A 19,635-nucleotide genomic window follows, 5' to 3' on the forward strand; every position below is an offset into this window, starting at 1 on the left:
CAAACCTCGTGGCAGCCCGCCGCGATCCCCCTTGCCGGACCACGCACAGATGCAGGACAGCACCGCCGAAACAGACATGACCGCCCGCGCGGCCTGGCTGCATTTTGTCGGCGGCCTGACCCAGGGCGAGGTCGCCCGCCGGCTGGGCGTGCCGCCCACCCGCGCGCACCGCTACATCGCCCGCGCGCAGGCGCTGGGCCTGGTGCAGATCAGCGTGACCGCCACCGAATCCGGCTGCATCGCGCTGGAGGAACGGCTGCGCAGCCGCTTCGGCCTCGATTTCTGCCGCGTCGCCATGGACGTCCCCGAACCGCAGGCGCTGCCGCTGCGCGCCCTCGCGGCGGCGGGCTCGGTCTGGCTGCGCGACACGCTGGCGCGGGGCGACCACGCGGTGATCGGCATCGGCCAGGGCCGCACGCTGGCCGCGGTGGTCGACGCGCTGGGGCGGACCGACCCGCCCGACGCGCGCTTTGTGTCGCTGCTGGGCGGCTTGACCCGCTCGTTTGCCGCCAACCCCTACGACGTGATCCATGCATTGGCCATGCGCACCGGGGCGGATGCCTGGCTGATGCCCGCGCCGCTGTTTGCCGACAGCGAGGAGGACAAGCGCGTGATGCGCTCGCAGGCGATCCTGCGCGGCGTCTTTAACCGCATGGCGCAGGCCAGTCTCGCGGTGATCGGCATCGGCGACCTGCACGGCGGGTTCGGCGCGGTCTCGGCCATGCACGACGGTGCGGCGCTGATGGCGCGCATCCGCGCCGAGGGCGCGCAGGCGGAAATCCTGGGCCAGTTCCTAGACGCGCAGGGCCGCATCCTGCCCACCCCGCTGGACGCGCGCGTCATGGCGATGCCGCTGGCCGACCTGGCGGCGCGCAAGGTGGTGGCCATCGCCGGCGGGGCGGAAAAACACAACGCCATCCGCGCCACGCTGCGCAGCGGGCTGCTCAGCGGGCTGATCCTCGACGAAACGACCGCCCGCGTGCTCGACAGCGACGGGGAGCAGGCGGCATGAGCCAGGATATCCTGATCGGCATCGACGCCGGCACTTCGGTCATCAAGGCGGTGGCCTTTGACCTTGACGGCCGGCAACTCGCCGTCGCCAGCCGGCGCAACAGCTATGTCACCCGCCCCGACGGCGGGGTCGAACAGGACATGGCCCGCACCTGGGACGACACCGCCGCCGTGCTGCGCGCGCTGGGCGACCGCGTGCAGGGGCTGGCACAGCGCGCCATCGGCCTCGGCGTCACCGGACAGGGCGACGGCACCTGGCTGGTCGACGCCTCCGGCGCGCCGGTCCACGACGCCTGGCTCTGGCTCGACGCCCGCGCCGCGGGCGAGGCCGCGCGCCTGCAATCCGGCCCGACGATCGACACCATCTATCGCCGCACCGGCACCGGCGTGAACACCTGCCAGATGCGCAGCCACCTGGCCTGGATGCAGCGCCACGCGCCCGGCCTGCTGGCCCGCGCCGCCACCGCCTACCATTGCAAGGACTGGCTTTTTCTGAACCTCACCGGCATCTCCGCCACCGACCCGACCGAGGGCGTGTTCACCTTCGGCGACATCCGCACCCGCGATTACAGCGCCGAGGTGCTGGAGGCGCTGGGCCTCACGGACCTGCGCCGCCTCTTGCCGCCGATCCTCGACGGCGCGGTCCAGACCCACGCCCTGACCCCCGAGGCCGCGCAGGCCACCGGGCTCAGGGCGGGCCTGCCGGTCTCGCTGGGCTACATCGACATCGCCTGCACCGCGCTGGGGGCGGGCCTCTACGATCCGCAGGCGCAGGCGGGTCTGTCCATCCTCGGCTCCACCGGCGCGCACCTGCGCCTTGTGCCGGATATCCAGGGCGTCACCCTGAACCCGGACCGTACCGGCTATACCCTCGCCCTGCCCGGCCCGGCCTTTGCCCAATTGCAAACCAACATGGCCGCGACGCTGAACATCGACTGGGCGCTGGGCCTGATGGCGCAGATCCTCGAGGCGGCCGGCATGCCCCCCGATCCCGCCGCCCTGCTGGCGGGGCTCGACGCGCAGGTGCTCTCTGCCCGCCCCGGCGCGGCGCTGTTCCACCCCTACATCTCGGCCGCCGGGGAACGTGGCCCCTTCACCGACCCATCCGCCCGCGCCAGCCTGACCGGCCTTGACCAGGCGACCCGCTGGGCCGACATCCTGCGCGCGGTCTGCGACGGGCTGGCGCTGGCCGCGCGCGACTGCTACGCCGCCATGGGTCCGATGCCCGCCGAGGTGCGCCTGTCCGGCGGCGCCGCCCGCTCCAACGCCCTGCAACACCTGCTGGCGGCTGCGCTGGGTGTGCCGGTGCGCGCCGTGGCACAGGACGAGGCCGGCGCGGCCGGCGCGGTGATGATCGCCGCCCTGTCACTCGGCGTCTTTCCCGACGCCGACAGCGCCACCCGCGCCTGGGTGCGCCCGCTGCTCCAGGACCCCCGCCAGCCCGATCCCGACCTGATCCCGGTCTACGAAAATATGTACGAAGCCTACCTTGCCACGCGTCAGGCGCTGCCGCCGGCCTGGGCGGCGCAGGCGACACTGCGGAGGACGCTGACATGACCATCGACGTGGCGATCATCGGGGACGGCTTCATGCGGGCCGAGGTCTTTGCCCGGGCCCTCACCGCGACCTGCGGCACGCGCGTCACCTGCCGCACGCTGGACCTGCCCTGGCCCGACAGCCCGATGCGCCACGGCGGCCCCGGCATGGAGCAGATCGGCGAATACGCCGGCACACCCGAAGAGGTCATCGCCTTTGCCGGCAGCGCGCCGGTCCTCGTCACCCACCTCGCCCCCCTCTCGCGCGGCGTCTTCGAGGCGCTGCCCACCCTGCAACTGGTCGCCGTGCCGCGCGGCGGGCCGGTCAACGTCGACATGACCGCCGCCGCCGACCACGGCGTGCGCGTCGTCAACGCCCCGGGGCGCAACGCCTCGGCCGTGGCCGAATTCACCATCGGCGCGATCCTCGCCGAGACGCGCACCATCACCCGTGGCCACGACGCCCTGCGGCAGGGCACCTGGCGCGGCGACCTCTACCGCTCGGACACCACCGGGGACGAGCTGGCCGACATGACCGTCGGCGTGATCGGCTACGGCCACATCGGCACCCGGGTCGTCCGCCTGCTGCGCGCCTTCGGCACCCGCGTGCTGGTCTGCGACCCCTACGTGCCGCTCACCGCGCAGGACACCACCGATGGCGTCACGCAGACCGACCTGCACGACCTGCTGAGCCAGTCCGACATCGTCACCCTGCACCCCCGCGTCACGCCGGAGACGCGCGGCATGATCGACGCCACAACCCTCGCCGCGATGAAACCCGGCGCGATCCTCGTGAACACCGCGCGCGGCCCGCTGGTGGACCTCGACGCGCTCACCGCCGCGCTGCACAGCGGCCACCTGCGCGGCGCCATGCTGGACACCTTCACCACCGAACCGCCGCCCGCCAACAGCCCGCTGCTGACCCTGCCCAATGTCACCCTGACCCCGCACATCGCCGGGGCCTCGCTGAAAACCGTGCGGACCGCCGCCGCCATGGCGGCCGAAGAGGTCCGCCGGTGGCTCGACCACGAGTCCCCCCTCAACCCCTGCTGACAGGAGCCCAGAATGAAGAAATCGGAAAAGAAACTCAGGCAGGCGATCATCGACCAGTGCCTGTTCATGAACGCCTGCGGGCTGAACCAGGGCACCTCGGGCAACATCTCGGCCCGCTACCACGACCGGATGCTCATCACCCCCTCGGCCACGCCCTACGACAAACTGACGCCCGAAATGATCGCCTCGATGCCCTTCGACGCGGACTACGGCACCTGGGACGGCCCGTTGAAGCCCTCGACCGAATGGCGCTTTCACTTCGACATCCTCAAGAACCGCACCGACATGGGCGCGGTGGTCCACGCCCACCCGACCTACTGCACCGCGCTGGCCATGGCGCACAAGGAGATCCCGGCCGCGCACTACATGATCGCGGCCTTCGGCGGCACCAACGTGCGCTGCGCCCCCTACGCGCGCTTCGGCTCGCCCGAGCTGTCGAAACTGGCCATCGAGGCGCTTGAGGGCCGCACCGCCTGCCTCTTGGCCAACCACGGCTCCATCGCCATGGGTGAAACCCTGGACAAGGCGATGTGGCGCGCGGTGGAACTGGAGACCATCGCCCGGCAGTACCACCTGTCCCTCTCGATCGGCGGCGGGCCGTTCATCCTGACCGACGACCAGATCGCCGAGACGATGGCGGCCTTCGGCTCCTACGGCGTGCAGGACGACTACAAGGACATCGCCGCCGGCACCAAACGCGAAGTCAAGGCATGACACGGGGTTGCAAGACATGACGGAGACGGTGGACCTGCTGGTCATCGGCGGCGGGATCAACGGCGTCGGCGTCGCGCGCGACGCGGCGGGGCGCGGGCTGTCCGTGCTGCTGGCGGAAAAGGACGACCTGGGGCAAGGCACCTCGTCGCGCTCGGGCAAATACATCCACGGCGGGCTGCGCTACCTCGAATACTACGAATTCCGGCTGGTGCGCGAGGCGCTGACAGAACGCGAAGTGGTGCTGGAGGCAGCGCCACACCTGGCCTGGCCCTTGCGGCTGGTGCTGGTGCACAGCCCGGAACAGCGGCCGCGCTGGCTGATCCGGCTGGGCCTGTTCCTCTACGACCACCTCGGCGGGCGCAAGCGCATCCCCGGCACGAAAAGCCTGCGGCTGGACCGCGCGCCCGAAGGCGAGGTGGTCAGGGACCGCTACCGCAACGCATTCGCCTATTACGACGTCTGGTGCGACGACGCCCGCCTCGTGGTGCTGAACGCGCTCGACGCGGCCCGGCGCGGCGCGCAGATCCTGCCGCGCACCCGCGTCGCCTCGGCCCGCCGCGACGGCGACACCTGGCTGGCCATCCTCGACACCCCCGACGGCCCGCGCGAGATCCGCGCCCGCGCGCTGGTCAACACCGCCGGTCCCTGGGTCGAACAGGTGCTGGGCAATGTCGCCGGCGTCAACTCGGCCAAGCACATCCGCCTGGTCAAGGGCAGCCACATCGTCCTGAAACGCTGGTGGACCGGCGACCACGGCTATGTCCTGCAAGCCCCGGACAAGCGGCTGATCTTCGTCAATCCCTACTTCGACGATCTCGCGCTGATCGGCACCACCGACATCCCCTTTGACGGCAAACCCGAAGAGGTGCAGATCGAGGGCCATGAGGTCGATTACCTGCTCGGCATCCTCAACACCTACTTCAAGACCGAACTCACACCGCAGGACCTGGTCTGGGCCTATTCCGGCGTCCGCCCGCTGTTCGACGATGACGAGGCCAAGGGTGCCTCGGCCGTCACCCGCGACTACACCTTCGAACTGGACGGCGGTCAGGGGCGCGCGCCGATCCTGTCGGCCTTCGGCGGCAAGCTGACCACCTACCGCAAGCTGTCGGAGGCGGCGCTGGACCAACTCAGGCCCTTCTTCCCCCGGATGGGCAAGGACTGGACCGTGACCGCCCCGCTGCCCGGCGGCGACATCCCCGGTGCGGATTTCACCCGCTGGTTCATGGACTTCTGCGACCGCTGGCCCTGGCTGCCGCAGTCGCTGGCCACCCATTACGCGCGCTGCTACGGCACCGAGGCCGATAAACTGCTGGCGGGCGCGACCTCGCTGGCCGACCTTGGCACGCAGTTCGGCGGCGATTTTTTCGAACGCGAGGCGCGCTGGCTGATCCGCCACGAATGGGCCGCCAGCGCCGAGGACCTGCTGTTCCGCCGCACCAAGCACGGGGTTTTCCTCACCCCCGGCGAACAGGCCGGCGTCGCCGACTGGCTGGCGCGTCAAACCACCTGAGCCAAGCCCCCCGCCACCGGAGAGACCATGCACCCCCACGACAACCGCGCCTGGCTGTTCGTCCTGCCCGCCGCGCTGGTGCTGGGTTTCGTGGGGGTGATCCCGCTGGCGATCAACGCCTGGCACAGCCTGTTCGACATCTTCACGCTGGAGCAGAAATTCTGGGTCGGCACCGAATGGTACACCGCCATCCTCGGCTCGGACCGGTTCTACCACAGCCTCGGCCGCAGCCTGATGTTCTCGGCCGTGGTGATCGCCGTGCAGTTCCCGCTGGGCCTCGCCATCGCGCTGGCCCTGCCCAGGGACGGGCTGATGCGCGCGCTCTGCCTCGTGCTGCTGGCGGTGCCGCTGATGGTGCCGTGGAACATGATCCCGGCCATCTGGCTCAGCCTGATCAACCCCGACACCGGCTATGTCGGCCGCCTCATGGCCTGGGCCGGCATCGCCTTCGACTACAAGTTCACCGCCCTGCACACCTGGATCCTGCTGGTGGCGATGGACACCTGGCACTGGGTCGGGCTGGTGGCGATCCTGTCCTGCTCGGGCCTTGCCGCGATCGCGCCCAGCTACTACCAGGCCGCTGCCATCGACAGCGCGACCCGCTGGCAGGTCTTCCGCTTCATCGAACTGCCCAAGCTTGCCGCCGTGCTGACCATGGCGCTGCTGTTGCGCTTCATGGACAGTTTCATGATCTACACCGAGGCTTTCGGCATCAACGCGGGCGGTCCCAGCGGCGCAACCGCGTTCCTCTCGCTGGACCTCGGCGAAGAGATCAAGGCCTTCAACTACGGCCCCGCCGCCGCCCGCTCGGTGATCTATTTCGCGCTGGCTCTGGTGATCGTCTGGGGCTTCTGGCGGGCGCTGAACGCCCAGCGCGACGCGAACGAGGCCGCGCGATGAAACGCCTGCTCGGCCCCCTCGGCTTTCTTGCCCTTGCCACCTTTGTCCTGCTGCCGCTGGCGCAGGTGATCCAGCTGAGTTTCACCAACACCCTGCCGCGCGACAACATGGCCCGCGGTGCGCTGACGCTGCAAAACTACGCCAACGTCTTTGCGACCGAACGTCTGGCGGATTCCCTGCTGAACTCCACCCTCTACGTCTGCCTCAACGTCGCCCTTTCCATCGCCGTCGCCCTGCCCGCCGCCTACGCCTTTTCTAGGTTCCGCTTTCGCGGCGACCGGCTGGCCTTCTTCGCGCTGCTGGCCTTTCGCGTCACACCCCCTGTCGTCCTGTCGCTCCCGGTCTTTCTGCTGTTCGCCCGGGTCGACCTGCTGAACACCCCGGTCGGTGTCGCGCTGGTGCATTGCGTCTTCAACGTGCCCATCGCCATCTGGATCCTCGAAAGCTTCATCTCCGCCGTCCCCCGCGAATACGATGAGACCGCCTTTCTGGATGGCCACTCCACCCCCGGCTTCCTGGTCCGCCGCCTGATCCCCGTCATCGCCCCCGGCATCGGCGCCACCGCCTTTTTCTGCTTTGTCTTCTCCTGGGTCGAGGTCGTCTTTGCCCGCACCCTGACGATCACCGACGGCAAGCCGATCACCACCGCGATCACCTCGCTCTTTGGCTTTCGCACCGACATCGGCCTTGTCATGGCGATGACCACGCTGTCGCTGATCCCCGGCCTCGCGATGATCTGGCTGGTGCGCAACCACATCTCGCGCGGCTTCACCATCCGCGTCTGATGCCCCGCCACCCTTGCGGCGCGGGCCGATTTCCGGCAACCCTCCAAGCGTCCGCAACACGAGAGCCGCCATGACCCAGCCCACCGACCCCGCCCAGGACGGCGCAAGGATGGATTTCGCCGGGGCCATGTCCTATGGCGACTACCTGCACATCGACCCGCTGCTGTCGCAGCAGCACTGCCTCAGCGACGCGCATGACGAGCTGCTGTTCATCATCCAGCACCAGACCTCGGAATTGTGGATGAAGCTGGTGATCCACGAACTGACCGCCGCCCGCTCTGCGCTGACCCAGGGCGACATGCCCCGCATGTTCAAGGTGCTGGCCCGCGTCTCGCGCATCTTCGAACAGCTCAACAGCCAGTGGGAGGTGCTGCGCACCATGACCCCCGCCGACTACACCCGCTTTCGCGAGTCGCTGGGGCCGTCCTCGGGCTTTCAGTCCTGGCAGTACCGGCTGATCGAATTCATCCTCGGCAACCGCAACACCCACATGCTGCGCCCGCACGAACATGTGCCGCAGGTCCACGCCCGCCTGACCGCCGAACTGGCCCGCCCCAGCTTTTACGACGAGGTCACAGCCCACCTGTTCCGCACGCTCGACGGCAACACCGACGCCATGCCCACCCCTGTCCTCGACAAACCGCACGAGGAACACCCCGACATCCGCGCCCGGTGGAAAATCGTCTACCAGGACATCGACACCCACTGGACGCTGTATGAACTGGCGGAAAAGCTGGTGGACCTCGAGGATTACTTCCGCCGCTGGCGCTTCAACCACGTCACCACGGTCGAACGCGTCATCGGCTTCAAGCGCGGCACCGGCGGCACCTCCGGCGTGCAATACCTGCGTCGCATGCTCGAGGTCGAGCTTTTCCCCGAACTCTGGCACCTGCGAGGCGAACTGTGACCCTGCCCAGAAAACACCTCTTCGACCTGCCCCCGGGCGTGATCTACCTCGATGGCAACTCGCTCGGCCCCCTGCCCAAAGGGGCGGCAGAGCGTGCCCAGCGCACCATCACCGACGAATGGGGCGGGCAGCTGATCCGCGCCTGGAACAGCGCCGGCTGGATGGCGCTGCCGCAACAGGTGGGCGACCGCATCGCCGGGCTGATCGGCGCGGCCCCGGGCAGCGTCGCCACCGGCGACACCCTGTCGATCAAGGTCTACCAGGCCCTTGCGGCGGCGCTGAAGATGCGCCCCGACCGCCGGGTGATCCTGTCCGACAGCGGCAACTTTCCCTCCGATCTCTACATGGCGCAGGGGCTGATCGGCACCATCGACAAGGGGTATGAGCTGCGCACCCCCGCGCCGCAGGACGTGGCCGAGGCGATCACCGAAGAGGTCGCCGTCGTCATGCTGACACAGGTCGACTACCGCTCGGGCCGGATGCACGACATGGCCGCGATCACCGCCCGGGCCCATGCCGTCGGCGCGGTGATGATCTGGGATCTCGCCCACAGCGCGGGCGCGGTGCCGGTGGACCTGGCCGGCTCCAACGCCGAATTTGCCGTCGGCTGCACCTACAAATACCTCAACGGCGGCCCCGGCGCGCCCGCCTTCATCTACGTCCGCCCCGACATCGTCGACAACATCCAGCCCGCGCTGTCCGGCTGGCTGGGCCACGACGCGCCCTTCGCCATGGAGCCGGAGTATCGCCCCGCCATGGCCACCGAACGGATGCGCGTCGGCACCCCGCCGATCGTGCAGCTGGTCCTGCTCGACGCCGCACTCGACGCCTGGGAAGGTGTCTCGATGGCGGAGGTCCGCGCCGCCTCGCAGGTGCTGTCCGAGCGGTTCATACGAGAGGTCGAGGCCCGCTGCCCCACCCTGCGACTGGCCTCGCCGCGCGACCCGCAGGCGCGCGGCAGCCAGGTCTCCTTTGCCTTCGACCACGGCTACGCCGCCATGCAGGCGCTGATCGACCGGGGCGTGATCGGCGATTTCCGCGCCCCCGACATCATGCGCTTTGGCTTCACGCCGCTCTACCTGGATGAGGCCGACGTGGTGCGCGCGGCCGAGATCCTTGAAGAGGTGATCGGCCAGGAACTCTGGCGCGACCCGAAATACCAGACCCGTTCGCGGGTGACCTGATGCATTTCACCCTGCGCCAGAAGGTGCTGTTCAAACACTGCGATCCGGCCGGGATCGTGTTCTTTCCGCGCTACGCCGAGATGGTCAACGACGCGGTCGAGGCGCTGTTCGACGAGGCGCTGGATTGGCCTTTCCAGGTGATGCACCCCGACGCCGGGGTGCCCACCGCCGCCATCGCCATGCAGTTCACCGCACCCAGCCGCCACGGCGAAATGCTGGACCTGAACATCACCATTCAGCGCATCGGCCGCAGTAGCCTGACCTTGCAGACGGTCGCGGTCTGTGGGGCGGAAACACGCTTCACCGCCGATCAGACCATCGTCTGCATCGACGGCGCGGGCCGCCCGCATCCCTGGCCACAGCGCGTGCGGGACCGGATCGAAAAACTGCTGGAGACTGCGACCTGAGAGGGCGCGAATCGTCCAACCGGCCCTGTGCGGAGGCAAGGCGCGCCACGGACAGGGCCGGGTCGCACCTCTCGTGGCGCATGAACATTCAGATGCAAAGCATTGATAAGATATCTCTTTCATCAGCGCTTTCATCCTCCACTTGCCTACCCCGACTCGCGTGAATTCCGGCGAAACCCGACCGCGAAAAAAGGACCGGAACATCACCCCGCACCCTGTCGGCCTCGGGGCGCCTCACGCAGCCGACCAGCGCTCTGCCCTGCGAAAAGATCGGCTTTCGGAAGCTCTAACTGAAAAACCCGCCATAATACCCTGAAAAAATTGCATAAAGACAATTCGCACGCACCCGCGAAACCCCGAAACCGCATCGCCCCCCTGGCCCGACCTCACCGCACCAAAGCCGCCCGGCACCACATCCGCCTTGCCAAGGGCCGTCCAGAGCGCCTATCGCACCCCTGCAACTGCCGGCAGGCCCATCGCCCCGTGTTCCTCTATCGCCTCCTTGTCAGCGTCTTCGCCATCGTCACCCTGTGGCGCGCCTTTCGCGCCGGGGGGCTGGCGGCGATGCGCGACCGGCTGTCGCCCGGACCGGCCCCGGCAGGCCCGCATGTCTGGCTGCACGGCGCCTCGAACGGCGAACTGGCCTCGGTGAAACCGCTGCTCGACGCGATGATCGCCGCCCGCCCGGACCTGCGCTGGCTGATCACTGCCAACACCGACACCGGCGTCGCGCTGGCCCGGGGCTGGGACCTGCCGCGCACCTCCGTCCACCTCGCCCCCATCGACCTGCGCGGCCCCGCCAAACGCACCATGCGCCTCTGGCACGTCACCGCCCACATCGCGCTGGAGTCCGAGCTCTGGCCGAACCGCATCCTCGCCTGCCCCGGCCCCACCGTCCTGCTGGGCGCACGCATGACGCCCGGCACCGCCCGCACCTGGGCGCGCTTTCCCCGCCTGACCCGGCGCATGCTGGCACGCGTCCGCTACGCCTCGGCGCAGGACGCAGGCTCCGCCGACCGCCTCGCAGCACTAGGCCTGCCACCGCAGGCGCGCGGCCCCATCGTCGACCTCAAGGCCTTCTACGATCCGCCCCCGATCCCCGAGGACCCGACGCTCACCGCCGCCTATCCTCGCGCCCGCACCTGGCTTGCCGCCTCCACCCACGCGGGCGAGGAGGAGACCGTGCTCGACGCCCACAAGGCCCTCCTGATACAGCACCCGCACCTCAAACTCATCCTCGCCCCGCGCCACCCGCGCCGCGCCGAGGAGATCGCCGCAGCCGCCCACACACGCGGCCTCACCTGCGCCCGCCGCAGCCTCGACCAGTCGCCCGAGACGGCGCAGGTCTACATCGCCGACACCATGGGCGAGATGCCGCGCTGGTACGCCCGCGCCGGCCGCGTCTTCATCGGCGGCACGCTGACCGACCGGGGCGGCCACACCCCCTATGAGCCCGCCGCCTTTGGCGCGGCCCTTCTGCACGGCCCCGATACGGCCAATTTCGCCGCCGCCTTCGCTCGCCTGGCCGAGGCCAAGGCGGCCTATGAAATCGACGACGCCGAAACCCTCGCCGCCGCCCTCGCCGCCCTCACCGACGCCGAAGCGCAGGCGACCGCCGGGCAGGCCGCGCAGCAGGCGCTGCGGCAGGAGGCCGACCCGGTCGCCGTGATCACACCCGTTCTCGCCCTGCTGCCAAAGGCGTGAGCGAACTTGAAATCCGGTCAGATATGTTTACCTTTGCAGGACTGTTCCATCGGAGACCGGCGATGATCCAGTACAGTCTCAAATGCGCCGACGGGCACCAGTTCGACAGCTGGTTCCAGTCCGCCTCCGCCTTTGACAAGCTTCAGGCCGCGGGCCATGTCGCCTGCGCCGTCTGCGGCTCGGGCGAGGTGTCCAAGGCGCTGATGGCACCGCGCGTCTCGCACGGCGAGCACGGCGAGCAGGTCAAGACCGACGCGCCGAAACCGCTCACCGCCCCCGCCAATCCCGCCGAACAGGCGCTGGCCCGGCTGCGCGCCCACGTCGAGGCGCATTCCGACTATGTCGGCACCCGCTTTGCGCAGGAGGCCCGCGCCATGCACCTGGGCGAAACCCCCGAACGCCCGATCTGGGGCGAGGCCCGCCGCGAAGACGCCAAGGCCCTGCTCGAAGACGGCATCCCGGTTGCCCCGCTGCCCTTCACCCCGACGCGAAAGAGCAACTAGTCGGCCGCAACCGACCGGAGGACCCCCATGCAGCTCCTGATCACGGGCGCCAACCGCGGCATCGGCGCGGCGCTGAAAACGGCCTTTTCCGCCCGCGGCGACCGCGTGCTGGCAACGGCCCGGACCGCAGAGGGGTTCCTGCCGCTCGATGTCGCCGACCCGCAGTCGCACCGCGCCCTGGCCGACCGGCTCGAGGGCGAGGCGATCGACACGCTGGTCTGCAACGCCGGCGTCTACCTCGACAAGGGCCAGCGCCTGGCCGATGGCTACCCGCCGGACATATGGGCGCAGACCTTCGCGGTGAACGTCACGGGCGTGTTCCTGACCGTCCAGGCGCTGCTGCCGAACCTGAAACGGGGCACCGCCCCGCGCATCGCGATCATCTCGTCGCAGATGGCCTCGCAGACCCGCGCGCCGGGCGGCAGCTACATCTACCGCGCCTCCAAGGCGGCGGCGCTGAACCTCGGCCGCAACCTCGCCGCCGATCTGAAACCGCAGGGCATCGCCGTGGGCATCTACCACCCCGGCTGGGTGCGCACCGACATGGGCGGCGGCGGCGCCGACATCGACACCGACGAGGCCGCGCGCGGCCTGGTGGCGCGGATCGACGCGCTGGGCCTCAGCACCACCGGCTGCTTTGAAACCTGGGACGGCCGCGCCCACCCCTTCTAGCGACCAGACCGGCCCAAGACCCGGTTGCGGCACGCAAAACGCACCCCGCAGACCCGATCCCCCCTGCGGCCAAAGTGCCCTTGCATGGCTGTCAAACGCGGCGTAAACGCGCCCCGATCCAAAGGGGGATTCCCATGCCCGTTCTCGTGATGAAATTCGGCGGCACCTCCGTCGCCACGCTGGACCGCATCCGCCGCGCCGCCAAGCGCGTCGGCGTCGAGGTGGCCAAGGGCTATGACGTCATCGTCATCGTCTCCGCCATGTCGGGCGAAACCAACAAGCTGGTCGGATTTGTCGAGGAAACCTCGCCGCTGTTCGACGCGCGCGAATACGATGCCGTCGTGTCCTCGGGCGAAAACGTGACCGCCGGGCTGATGGCGCTGACCTTGCAGGAAATGGACGTGCCGGCGCGCAGCTGGCAGGGCTGGCAGGTGCCGGTGATGACCACATCCGCGCATTCGCAGGCCCGGATCGAGGAGATCCCCACCGCCAACATCACCCGCAAGTTCGCCGAAGGCATGAAGGTCGCCGTGGTCGCCGGCTTCCAGGGCATCTCGCCCGAGGGCCGCATCACCACGCTGGGCCGCGGCGGATCGGACACCACCGCCGTCGCCTTTGCCGCCGCCTTCGGCGCGGAACGCTGCGACATCTACACCGACGTGGACGGCGTCTACACCACCGATCCGCGGATCTGCGAAAAGGCGCGCAAGCTGGACCGCATCGCGTTCGAAGAGATGCTGGAACTGGCCTCGCTGGGCGCCAAGGTGTTGCAGACCCGGTCGGTGGAACTGGCCATGCGCTACAAGGTGAAGCTGCGCGTGCTGAGCAGCTTCGAGGAAATGGACGACGCGGCCGGCACCCTGGTCTGCGACGAGGAGGACATCATGGAAAGCAATGTTGTGGCCGGTGTGGCGCATTCCCGCGACGAGGCCAAGATGACGCTGGTGTCGGTCGCCGACCGCCCCGGCATCGCCGCCGCGATCTTCACCCCGCTGGCCGAGGCCGGCGTGAACGTGGACATGATCGTGCAGAACATCTCGGAGGAGGGCCGCACCGACATGACCTTCTCCTGCCCCACCAACCAGGTGGCGCGCGCCGAAAAGGTGATGGAAGAGGCCAAGGCCAAGGGCGAGATCAACTTTCACAGCATCGTCGCGGACAAGAACGTCTGCAAGATCTCGGTCGTCGGCATCGGCATGCGCAGCCACGCCGGCGTCGCGGCCAAGATGTTCCGCGTGCTGGCCAACGAGGGCATCAACATCCAGGTCATCACCACCTCCGAGATCAAGATCTCGGTCCTGGTCGAACGCAAGTACATGGAATTGGCCGTGCAGGCGCTGCACGACGCCTTTGAGCTCGACAAGGGCTGACACCGACGCCCCCGGGGTCCGCGCAGCCATGCGGCAAAGGCGGACCCTGCCACACGCATAACGGGAGCTTTTCGCCCGGATAAGCGAAAAGCGGTTTCCAAAGCCGGACGCGATGGTCTATCTCTGCGGACCGCGGCCTAGGGTGACTTGCAAACCGACTCATGGTGACAAATACCGAATCAGAAAGCCGCAAGTTGCTGGGGCGCTTGCGCGACACCATGGCCGAGGAAGCCGCCGGGCAGGCGCGCCTCGACAAGATCACGCATCTGACGGCCGACAGCATGGGCACCGAAGTGTGCTCGATCTACCTGTTCCGCGACGCCGAAACGCTGGAACTCTGCGCCAGCCAGGGCCTCAAGGCGGAGGCCGTGCACCAGACCCGGATGAAGCTGGGCGAGGGCCTGGTGGGCCGCGTCGCCCGCACCGGCAAGACGATCAACACCGCCGACGCCCCGGCCGAGCGCGGCTTTCGCTACATGCCGGAGACCGGCGAAGAGATCTATTCCAGCTTTCTCGGCGTGCCGATCCAGCGGCTGGGGTCCAAGGTCGGCGTGCTGGTGGTCCAGTCCAAGCAGAAGCGCGAATTCACCTCGGACGAGATCTATGCGCTCGAGGTCGTCGCCATGGTGCTGGCCGAGATGACCGAGCTGGGCGCCTTTGTCGGCGAGGGCGCGGCGCTCAAGGCGCGGCACACCCAGTCGATGCTGTTCCGCGGCGGCACCGCGCAGGAGGGCAGCGCCATGGGCCGCGTCTGGCTGCACGAACCGCGCGTCGTGGTGACCAACCCCGTCGCCGACGACCCGGAAAAGGAACGCGTCCGCCTGCTGGAGGCGGTCGAGAAACTGCGCGTCAGCGTCGACGAGATGCTGGCCGACACCCCGGGCGAAGGCGACCACGCCCAGGTGCTCGAAGCCTACCGGATGTTCGCCAACTCCAAGGGCTGGCTGCGCCGGATGGAAGAGGACATCGCCCGCGGCCTGTCGGCCGAGGCTTCGGTGGAAAAGGAACAGAGCACCGCCCGCGCCCGCATGTCCCAGGTCTCGGACCCCTACCTGCGCGACCGGCTGCACGATCTCGACGACCTGTCCAACCGCCTGCTGCGCATCCTCACCGGCCAGGGCCGCCAGACCGGCGCCGAACTGCCCGAGGATCCGATCCTGATCGCCCGCAACATCGGCCCCGCCGAACTGCTGGAATACAACCGCAAGCTCAAGGCCGTGGTGCTGGAGGAGGGCTCGGTCGGCAGCCACGCCGCCATCGTCGCCCGCGCGCTGGCGATCCCGCTGGTGATCCACGCCGACCGCATCACCAACGAGGCGCTGAACGGCGACCAGATCCTGGTCGACGGCGACCAGGGCATCGTCCACCTGCGCCCCGATGAGACCGTCGTCAGCGCCTTCCGCGACAAGCTGGCGATGCAGGCCAAGGCGCAGGAACGCTACACCACGATCCGCGACAAGGAGTGCATCAGCGCCGACGGCCAGCGCGTCCACCTGCTGATGAACGCGGGCCTGATGGCCGACCTGCCCTCGCTCGACAGTTCCGGCGCCGAGGGCGTCGGCCTGTTCCGCACCGAGCTGCAATTCCTGATCCGCAACAAGATGCCCCAGCGCACGGAGCTGGCCGATCTCTACGCCCAGGTGCTCGACGCCGCCGGGGGCAAGCGGGTGATCTTCCGCACGCTCGACATCGGCTCGGACAAGGTGCTGCCCTACATGCGCAAGGTCGACGAGCCGAACCCCGCCCTCGGCTGGCGCGCGATCCGCGTCGCGCTGGACCGGCCCGGCGTGATGCGGATGCAGTTGCAGGCGCTGGTGCGTGCCGCCAACGGCCGCCCGCTGACGCTGATGTTCCCCTTCATCGCGCAGTACGACGAATACGCCCGCGCCCGCGAAGAGATGGAAAAGGTGCTGGCCCGCGAACGCCGCCTGGGCCACCCGGTGCCGTCGAAGCTCGAGGTCGGCACCATGCTGGAAACGCCCTCGCTGGCCTTCGCCTCGCGCCGCTTCTTCGACGAGGTCGAATTCCTGTCGATCGGCGGCAACGACCTGAAACAGTTCTTCTTTGCCGCCGACCGCGAAAACGAACTGGTGCGCCGCCGCTACGACACGCTGAATGTCTCCTTCCTGACCTTCCTCGAAAGCATCATCCACCGCTGCGCCCAGTCGAAGACCCCGCTCAGCTTTTGCGGCGAAGACGCCGGCCGCCCGATCGAGGCGCTGGTGCTGGCCGCCCTCGGCCTGCGCACCCTGTCGATGCGCCCCGCCTCCATCGGCCCGGTGAAAAGCCTGATCATGCGCTACTCGCTGAAAGAGGTGCGCGACGTGATCGAGGAATCGCGCCTGCGCGGCGACCAGTCGGTGCGCCAGGCGGTGATGGAATACCTGCGCGACAATTCCTGACCCCCGCCCCGCCTCACGAAATCGTCGCCCGGCGCGCGCTTGACATGCGCGGCCCACCCTTCAACTCTGGCGCAGACCCTCCGGCCGTCCGGCCAGCCAAAGCCAGGTGACACCGCCATGCTCCCGATGACCCGCCGCCAGCTGCTGGCCTCCACCCTCGCCGCCGTGGCCCTGCCGCGCGTGACCTGGGCGGCCGAACCCTTTGCCCTCACGGCCGAGCCGGTGGTCGCCCAGATCCTCGACGAAGGCGACCCCGCCACGCCGATGTTCGGCTTCAACGGCTCCACCCCCGGCCCCGAGTTGCGCGTCAGCGAGGGCGAGCGCCTGCGCGTCACCTTCCGGAACGCGCTGGCCGATCCCACCGCGATCCACTGGCACGGCATCCGCATCGACAACGCGATGGACGGCGTGCCCGGCATGACCCAGGCCGCCGTCGGAGTGGGCGAAAGTTTCGACTACGATTTCGTCGCGCCCGACGCGGGCACCTACTGGTATCACTCGCACCACCAGAGCTGGGAACAGGTGGCGCGCGGCCTCTACGGCCCCTTGATCGTCGAGGAAACCACTCCCCCGGACATCGACCACGACATCACCGTCATCGTCACCGATTGGCGGCTGGAGCAAAACGGCCAGATGATGGGCGGCTTCGGCAACATGCACGATTTTGCCCATGCCGGGCGGCTGGGCAATTTCGCCAAGGTGATCCTGTCGCGCGACACTGTCCGGCAGGGCGACCGGGTCCGCCTGCGCCTGATCAACACCGCCACCGCGCGGATCTTCCCCGTGGCGCTGGAGGGCTTTGACGGCCGCATCGTCGCGCTGGACGGCCGCGCCCTGCCCGAGCCGCGCGAGATTTCCGAGATCACCCTTGCCCCGGCGCAGCGCATGGACCTGGTCGGCGACGTGACCGCCGCCCTGCGCTTTCTCTTCCCGACCCGGGACGAGGATTACCAGATGGGCCAGATCGCGCTCGACGGCGAACGCGCCCCGCGCGGCACCCCCGTCACCGCCCTGCCCGCCGGGCATCGCCCTCTGCCGGGCGACACCCCGCGCGCGCTCAGCCTGCGGATGGAGGGCGGCGCCATGGGCGGGCGCCACGCGGGCGACGACATCTGGGCCTTCAACGGTCATTCCGGCCTGCCCAAGCTGCCCTTCGCCAGCTTCACGCGCGGCGAGACGGCCCGCCTCACCCTGGTCAACGACACCGCCTTTCCGCACGGCATCCACCTGCACGGCCACCATTTCTACGAGCTGGACGCCGACGGCACCCCGGGCGACCTGCGCGACACCACGCTCTTGATGCCGGACGAAAGCCGCGACATCCTCTGCGTCTTCGACAACCCGGGCAAATGGCTGATCCATTGCCACATGCTGGAACACCAGGCCTCCGGCATGAAGACATGGGTGGAGGTGGCATGAAGGCCCTCCTGCCCCTGCTGGCCCTCGCCGCCGGCCCCGCGCTGGCGGGGCACGAACTCGACGGCCGCGACCTGACCCGGGGGGCCGCGCTCTACGCCACCCATTGCGCCGCCTGCCACGGCGCCGCGCTCGAGGGCGCGGAGGACTGGCAGACCCCGGACGAAAACGGCATCTACCCCGCCCCGCCACATGACGAGACCGGCCACACCTGGCATCACTCCAACGTGCAGAACTTCAATTATGTCCAGCAGGGCGGGCAGGCCATCGTCGAACAGCTGGGCCTGAAGGGTTTCACCAGCGGGATGCCGGGCTTTGCCGAGGTGCTCAGCGACGAGGAGATCTGGCAGGTGCTCGCCTACATCCGCTCCAGCTGGCCCGACCGCATCCAGGACCTCCACGCCGCCCGCAACCCGCCGCACGACTGAGCCACCGCGCACCGGCACCGGCCCGCACACTGGCCGCCGGCCCGAGTCGCGCGGCCATCCCCGATCCCAAGGGCAGCACCTGCCGCCACCGGGCGCCCGGCCCGCTGCCCAGCCCCCGCCGGGCACGCAAACCCCCGATGAAAAAAACCCGGTCGCAGCCTTCGGCATACGACCGGGTTCCAGGACTGTCTCCACGAAGTCGCCCCTGCCATTCTGGCCAGAGCGGCGCCCCCACATTCTGCGCAGGGCACACATCCCCTGCCCCCTGGTCCGGCACCGCCCGTCACCGCGCGGCGGTGCAGGCATCCCGTGTCGCCCGGGGGCGGGTGGTTCGTCTTCGAAGCTTTTCGCCCCGATGCGACTCGGATAGCACCATCAAGCCTAACGCGCGGTTAACCGTGGTTCGGAAACCGCCTTGCGCAGCGCCTCGACCAGCGTCTCGCGCGGGGTGCCGCTGTCGCGGGCCAGCCGCAGCAGGCCGAAATGCACATGCGCCATCTGCTGGTAATAGCTGGTAAAGGCATAGTTCGTCGCCGCCCCCGCCACCGCGCCCAGCACCGGCACCGTCTGCGCCGCCAGCTTCTGGCCCAGCGCCAGCGACAGCCGCGGCGCCACCCGGCCGATCAGCGCATGCACCGTCGCCCCCGTCACCGTGACCCGCGCCGCGAGAAATCCCATGTCCGCGCCATCGTCCTCCGCCAGCGGCCCCGCCACCGCGAACACCGTCAGGCATTCGCGCGCGATCTCCGGGTCTGTCGGGTCGAACCCGTGTTCCGCCGCGATGCCCTGGATCGCCCGCATCAGCACCGTCACCGTCACCGGCAATTCGGCCAGCGCCGAAGGCAGCCCCGCCGATCCGCCCGCCGCCCCCATCGCCGTGGCAAAGGCGGTGTTCAGCCAGCCCTTCTGGTCCGGCACCACCCCGCGCGACCGCTGTGCTGCCTGCATGGCCCCGGTCAGCGCCCGCCGCGTCGCCGCCTCCAGCCCGCTCTTGGCGCTGTCCGGCAACCGCTCCAGCAGGTTCTCGGCCTGCCCGCCGATCAGCGACAACAGCTGCATGCCGACCGAATTCGCGCCCCGGTACCGCTTGGCCAGCGCCGCAATCTCCCGGTCCAGGTCCGTTGCCGCCAT

Annotated in this window: 18 protein-coding genes; 17 read left to right on the forward strand and 1 reads right to left on the reverse strand. The window is 69.2% G+C overall.

The features are described from left to right. The first annotated feature begins 31 nt into the window (after positions 1 to 31). The 17 genes from MAA8898_RS12375 (at position 32) to MAA8898_RS12455 (ending at position 18,504) form a co-directional block, all read left to right on the forward strand. Positions 32 to 1,012, forward strand: coding sequence for a sugar-binding transcriptional regulator (locus tag MAA8898_RS12375; protein WP_245853394.1), 981 nt, complete (start codon positions 32 to 34; stop codon positions 1,010 to 1,012). Continuing rightward, on the forward strand, positions 1,009 to 2,568 hold the full coding sequence (locus tag MAA8898_RS12380; protein ID WP_094021338.1) for an FGGY-family carbohydrate kinase: 1,560 nt from the start codon (positions 1,009 to 1,011) through the stop codon (positions 2,566 to 2,568). The genes MAA8898_RS12375 and MAA8898_RS12380 overlap by 4 nt, the downstream gene beginning before the upstream one ends. Next, positions 2,565 to 3,599 (forward strand): 2-hydroxyacid dehydrogenase, encoded by a 1,035-nt coding sequence (locus MAA8898_RS12385; RefSeq protein WP_094021339.1) that lies wholly within the window; start codon positions 2,565 to 2,567, stop codon positions 3,597 to 3,599. The genes MAA8898_RS12380 and MAA8898_RS12385 overlap by 4 nt, the downstream gene beginning before the upstream one ends. Positions 3,600 to 3,611: 12 nt before the next feature. Then, entirely contained in the window at positions 3,612 to 4,313 is a 702-nt protein-coding gene (locus MAA8898_RS12390) for a class II aldolase/adducin family protein (RefSeq protein ID WP_094021340.1), read from the forward strand. Between the two features lie 16 nt (positions 4,314 to 4,329). Continuing rightward, positions 4,330 to 5,826, forward strand: coding sequence for a glycerol-3-phosphate dehydrogenase (locus MAA8898_RS12395; protein ID WP_094021341.1), 1,497 nt, complete (start codon positions 4,330 to 4,332; stop codon positions 5,824 to 5,826). Positions 5,827 to 5,853: 27 nt separating this feature from the next. Further along, positions 5,854 to 6,726: a carbohydrate ABC transporter permease gene (locus MAA8898_RS12400; protein ID WP_094021342.1), complete on the forward strand. Its 873-nt coding sequence runs from the start codon at positions 5,854 to 5,856 to the stop codon at positions 6,724 to 6,726. Then, positions 6,723 to 7,511, forward strand: coding sequence for a carbohydrate ABC transporter permease (locus MAA8898_RS12405; protein WP_094021343.1), 789 nt, complete (start codon positions 6,723 to 6,725; stop codon positions 7,509 to 7,511). The genes MAA8898_RS12400 and MAA8898_RS12405 overlap by 4 nt, the downstream gene beginning before the upstream one ends. 70 nt (positions 7,512 to 7,581) lie before the next feature. Then, complete coding sequence (locus MAA8898_RS12410; protein WP_094021344.1) at positions 7,582 to 8,418, forward strand: tryptophan 2,3-dioxygenase; 837 nt, start codon at positions 7,582 to 7,584, stop codon at positions 8,416 to 8,418. Beyond that, entirely contained in the window at positions 8,415 to 9,602 is a 1,188-nt protein-coding gene (kynU, locus tag MAA8898_RS12415) for a kynureninase (protein ID WP_094021345.1), read from the forward strand. Before MAA8898_RS12410 ends, kynU begins: the two co-directional genes overlap by 4 nt. After that, positions 9,602 to 10,009, forward strand: a complete 408-nt coding sequence (locus MAA8898_RS12420; protein WP_094021346.1) for an acyl-CoA thioesterase — start codon at positions 9,602 to 9,604, stop codon at positions 10,007 to 10,009. Before kynU ends, MAA8898_RS12420 begins: the two co-directional genes overlap by 1 nt. A 483-nt stretch (positions 10,010 to 10,492) precedes the next feature. Then, positions 10,493 to 11,713, forward strand: a complete 1,221-nt coding sequence (locus MAA8898_RS12425) for a 3-deoxy-D-manno-octulosonic acid transferase (RefSeq protein WP_094021347.1) — start codon at positions 10,493 to 10,495, stop codon at positions 11,711 to 11,713. A 62-nt stretch (positions 11,714 to 11,775) separates the two neighbouring features. Next, on the forward strand, positions 11,776 to 12,216 hold the full coding sequence (locus MAA8898_RS12430) for a DUF1178 family protein (RefSeq protein ID WP_094021348.1): 441 nt from the start codon (positions 11,776 to 11,778) through the stop codon (positions 12,214 to 12,216). 27 nt (positions 12,217 to 12,243) lie between these two features. Next, a complete protein-coding gene (locus tag MAA8898_RS12435; protein WP_094021349.1) occupies positions 12,244 to 12,888 on the forward strand; it encodes an SDR family oxidoreductase in 645 nt (214 codons plus the stop codon). A gap of 134 nt (positions 12,889 to 13,022) precedes the next feature. Then, complete coding sequence (locus tag MAA8898_RS12440; RefSeq protein WP_094021350.1) at positions 13,023 to 14,258, forward strand: aspartate kinase; 1,236 nt, start codon at positions 13,023 to 13,025, stop codon at positions 14,256 to 14,258. Between the two features lie 161 nt (positions 14,259 to 14,419). After that, positions 14,420 to 16,660: a phosphoenolpyruvate--protein phosphotransferase gene (gene ptsP / locus MAA8898_RS12445; protein ID WP_094021351.1), complete on the forward strand. Its 2,241-nt coding sequence runs from the start codon at positions 14,420 to 14,422 to the stop codon at positions 16,658 to 16,660. A 117-nt stretch (positions 16,661 to 16,777) separates the two neighbouring features. Continuing rightward, positions 16,778 to 18,079: a multicopper oxidase family protein gene (locus tag MAA8898_RS12450; protein WP_306456437.1), complete on the forward strand. Its 1,302-nt coding sequence runs from the start codon at positions 16,778 to 16,780 to the stop codon at positions 18,077 to 18,079. Next, positions 18,076 to 18,504: a c-type cytochrome gene (locus MAA8898_RS12455; protein WP_094021352.1), complete on the forward strand. Its 429-nt coding sequence runs from the start codon at positions 18,076 to 18,078 to the stop codon at positions 18,502 to 18,504. Before MAA8898_RS12450 ends, MAA8898_RS12455 begins: the two co-directional genes overlap by 4 nt. Positions 18,505 to 18,885: 381 nt before the next feature. On the opposite strand, the gene MAA8898_RS12460 is transcribed toward MAA8898_RS12455, so the two are convergent. Further along, positions 18,886 to 19,635 carry an EcsC family protein gene (locus tag MAA8898_RS12460; RefSeq protein WP_094021513.1) on the reverse strand — a complete coding sequence of 250 codons (750 nt, stop codon included), beginning with the start codon at positions 19,633 to 19,635 and terminating at the stop codon, positions 18,886 to 18,888.

Source organism: Antarctobacter aquimaris (assembly GCF_900184945.1).
Taxonomy (GTDB): Bacteria; Pseudomonadota; Alphaproteobacteria; order Rhodobacterales; family Rhodobacteraceae; genus Maliponia; species Maliponia aquimaris.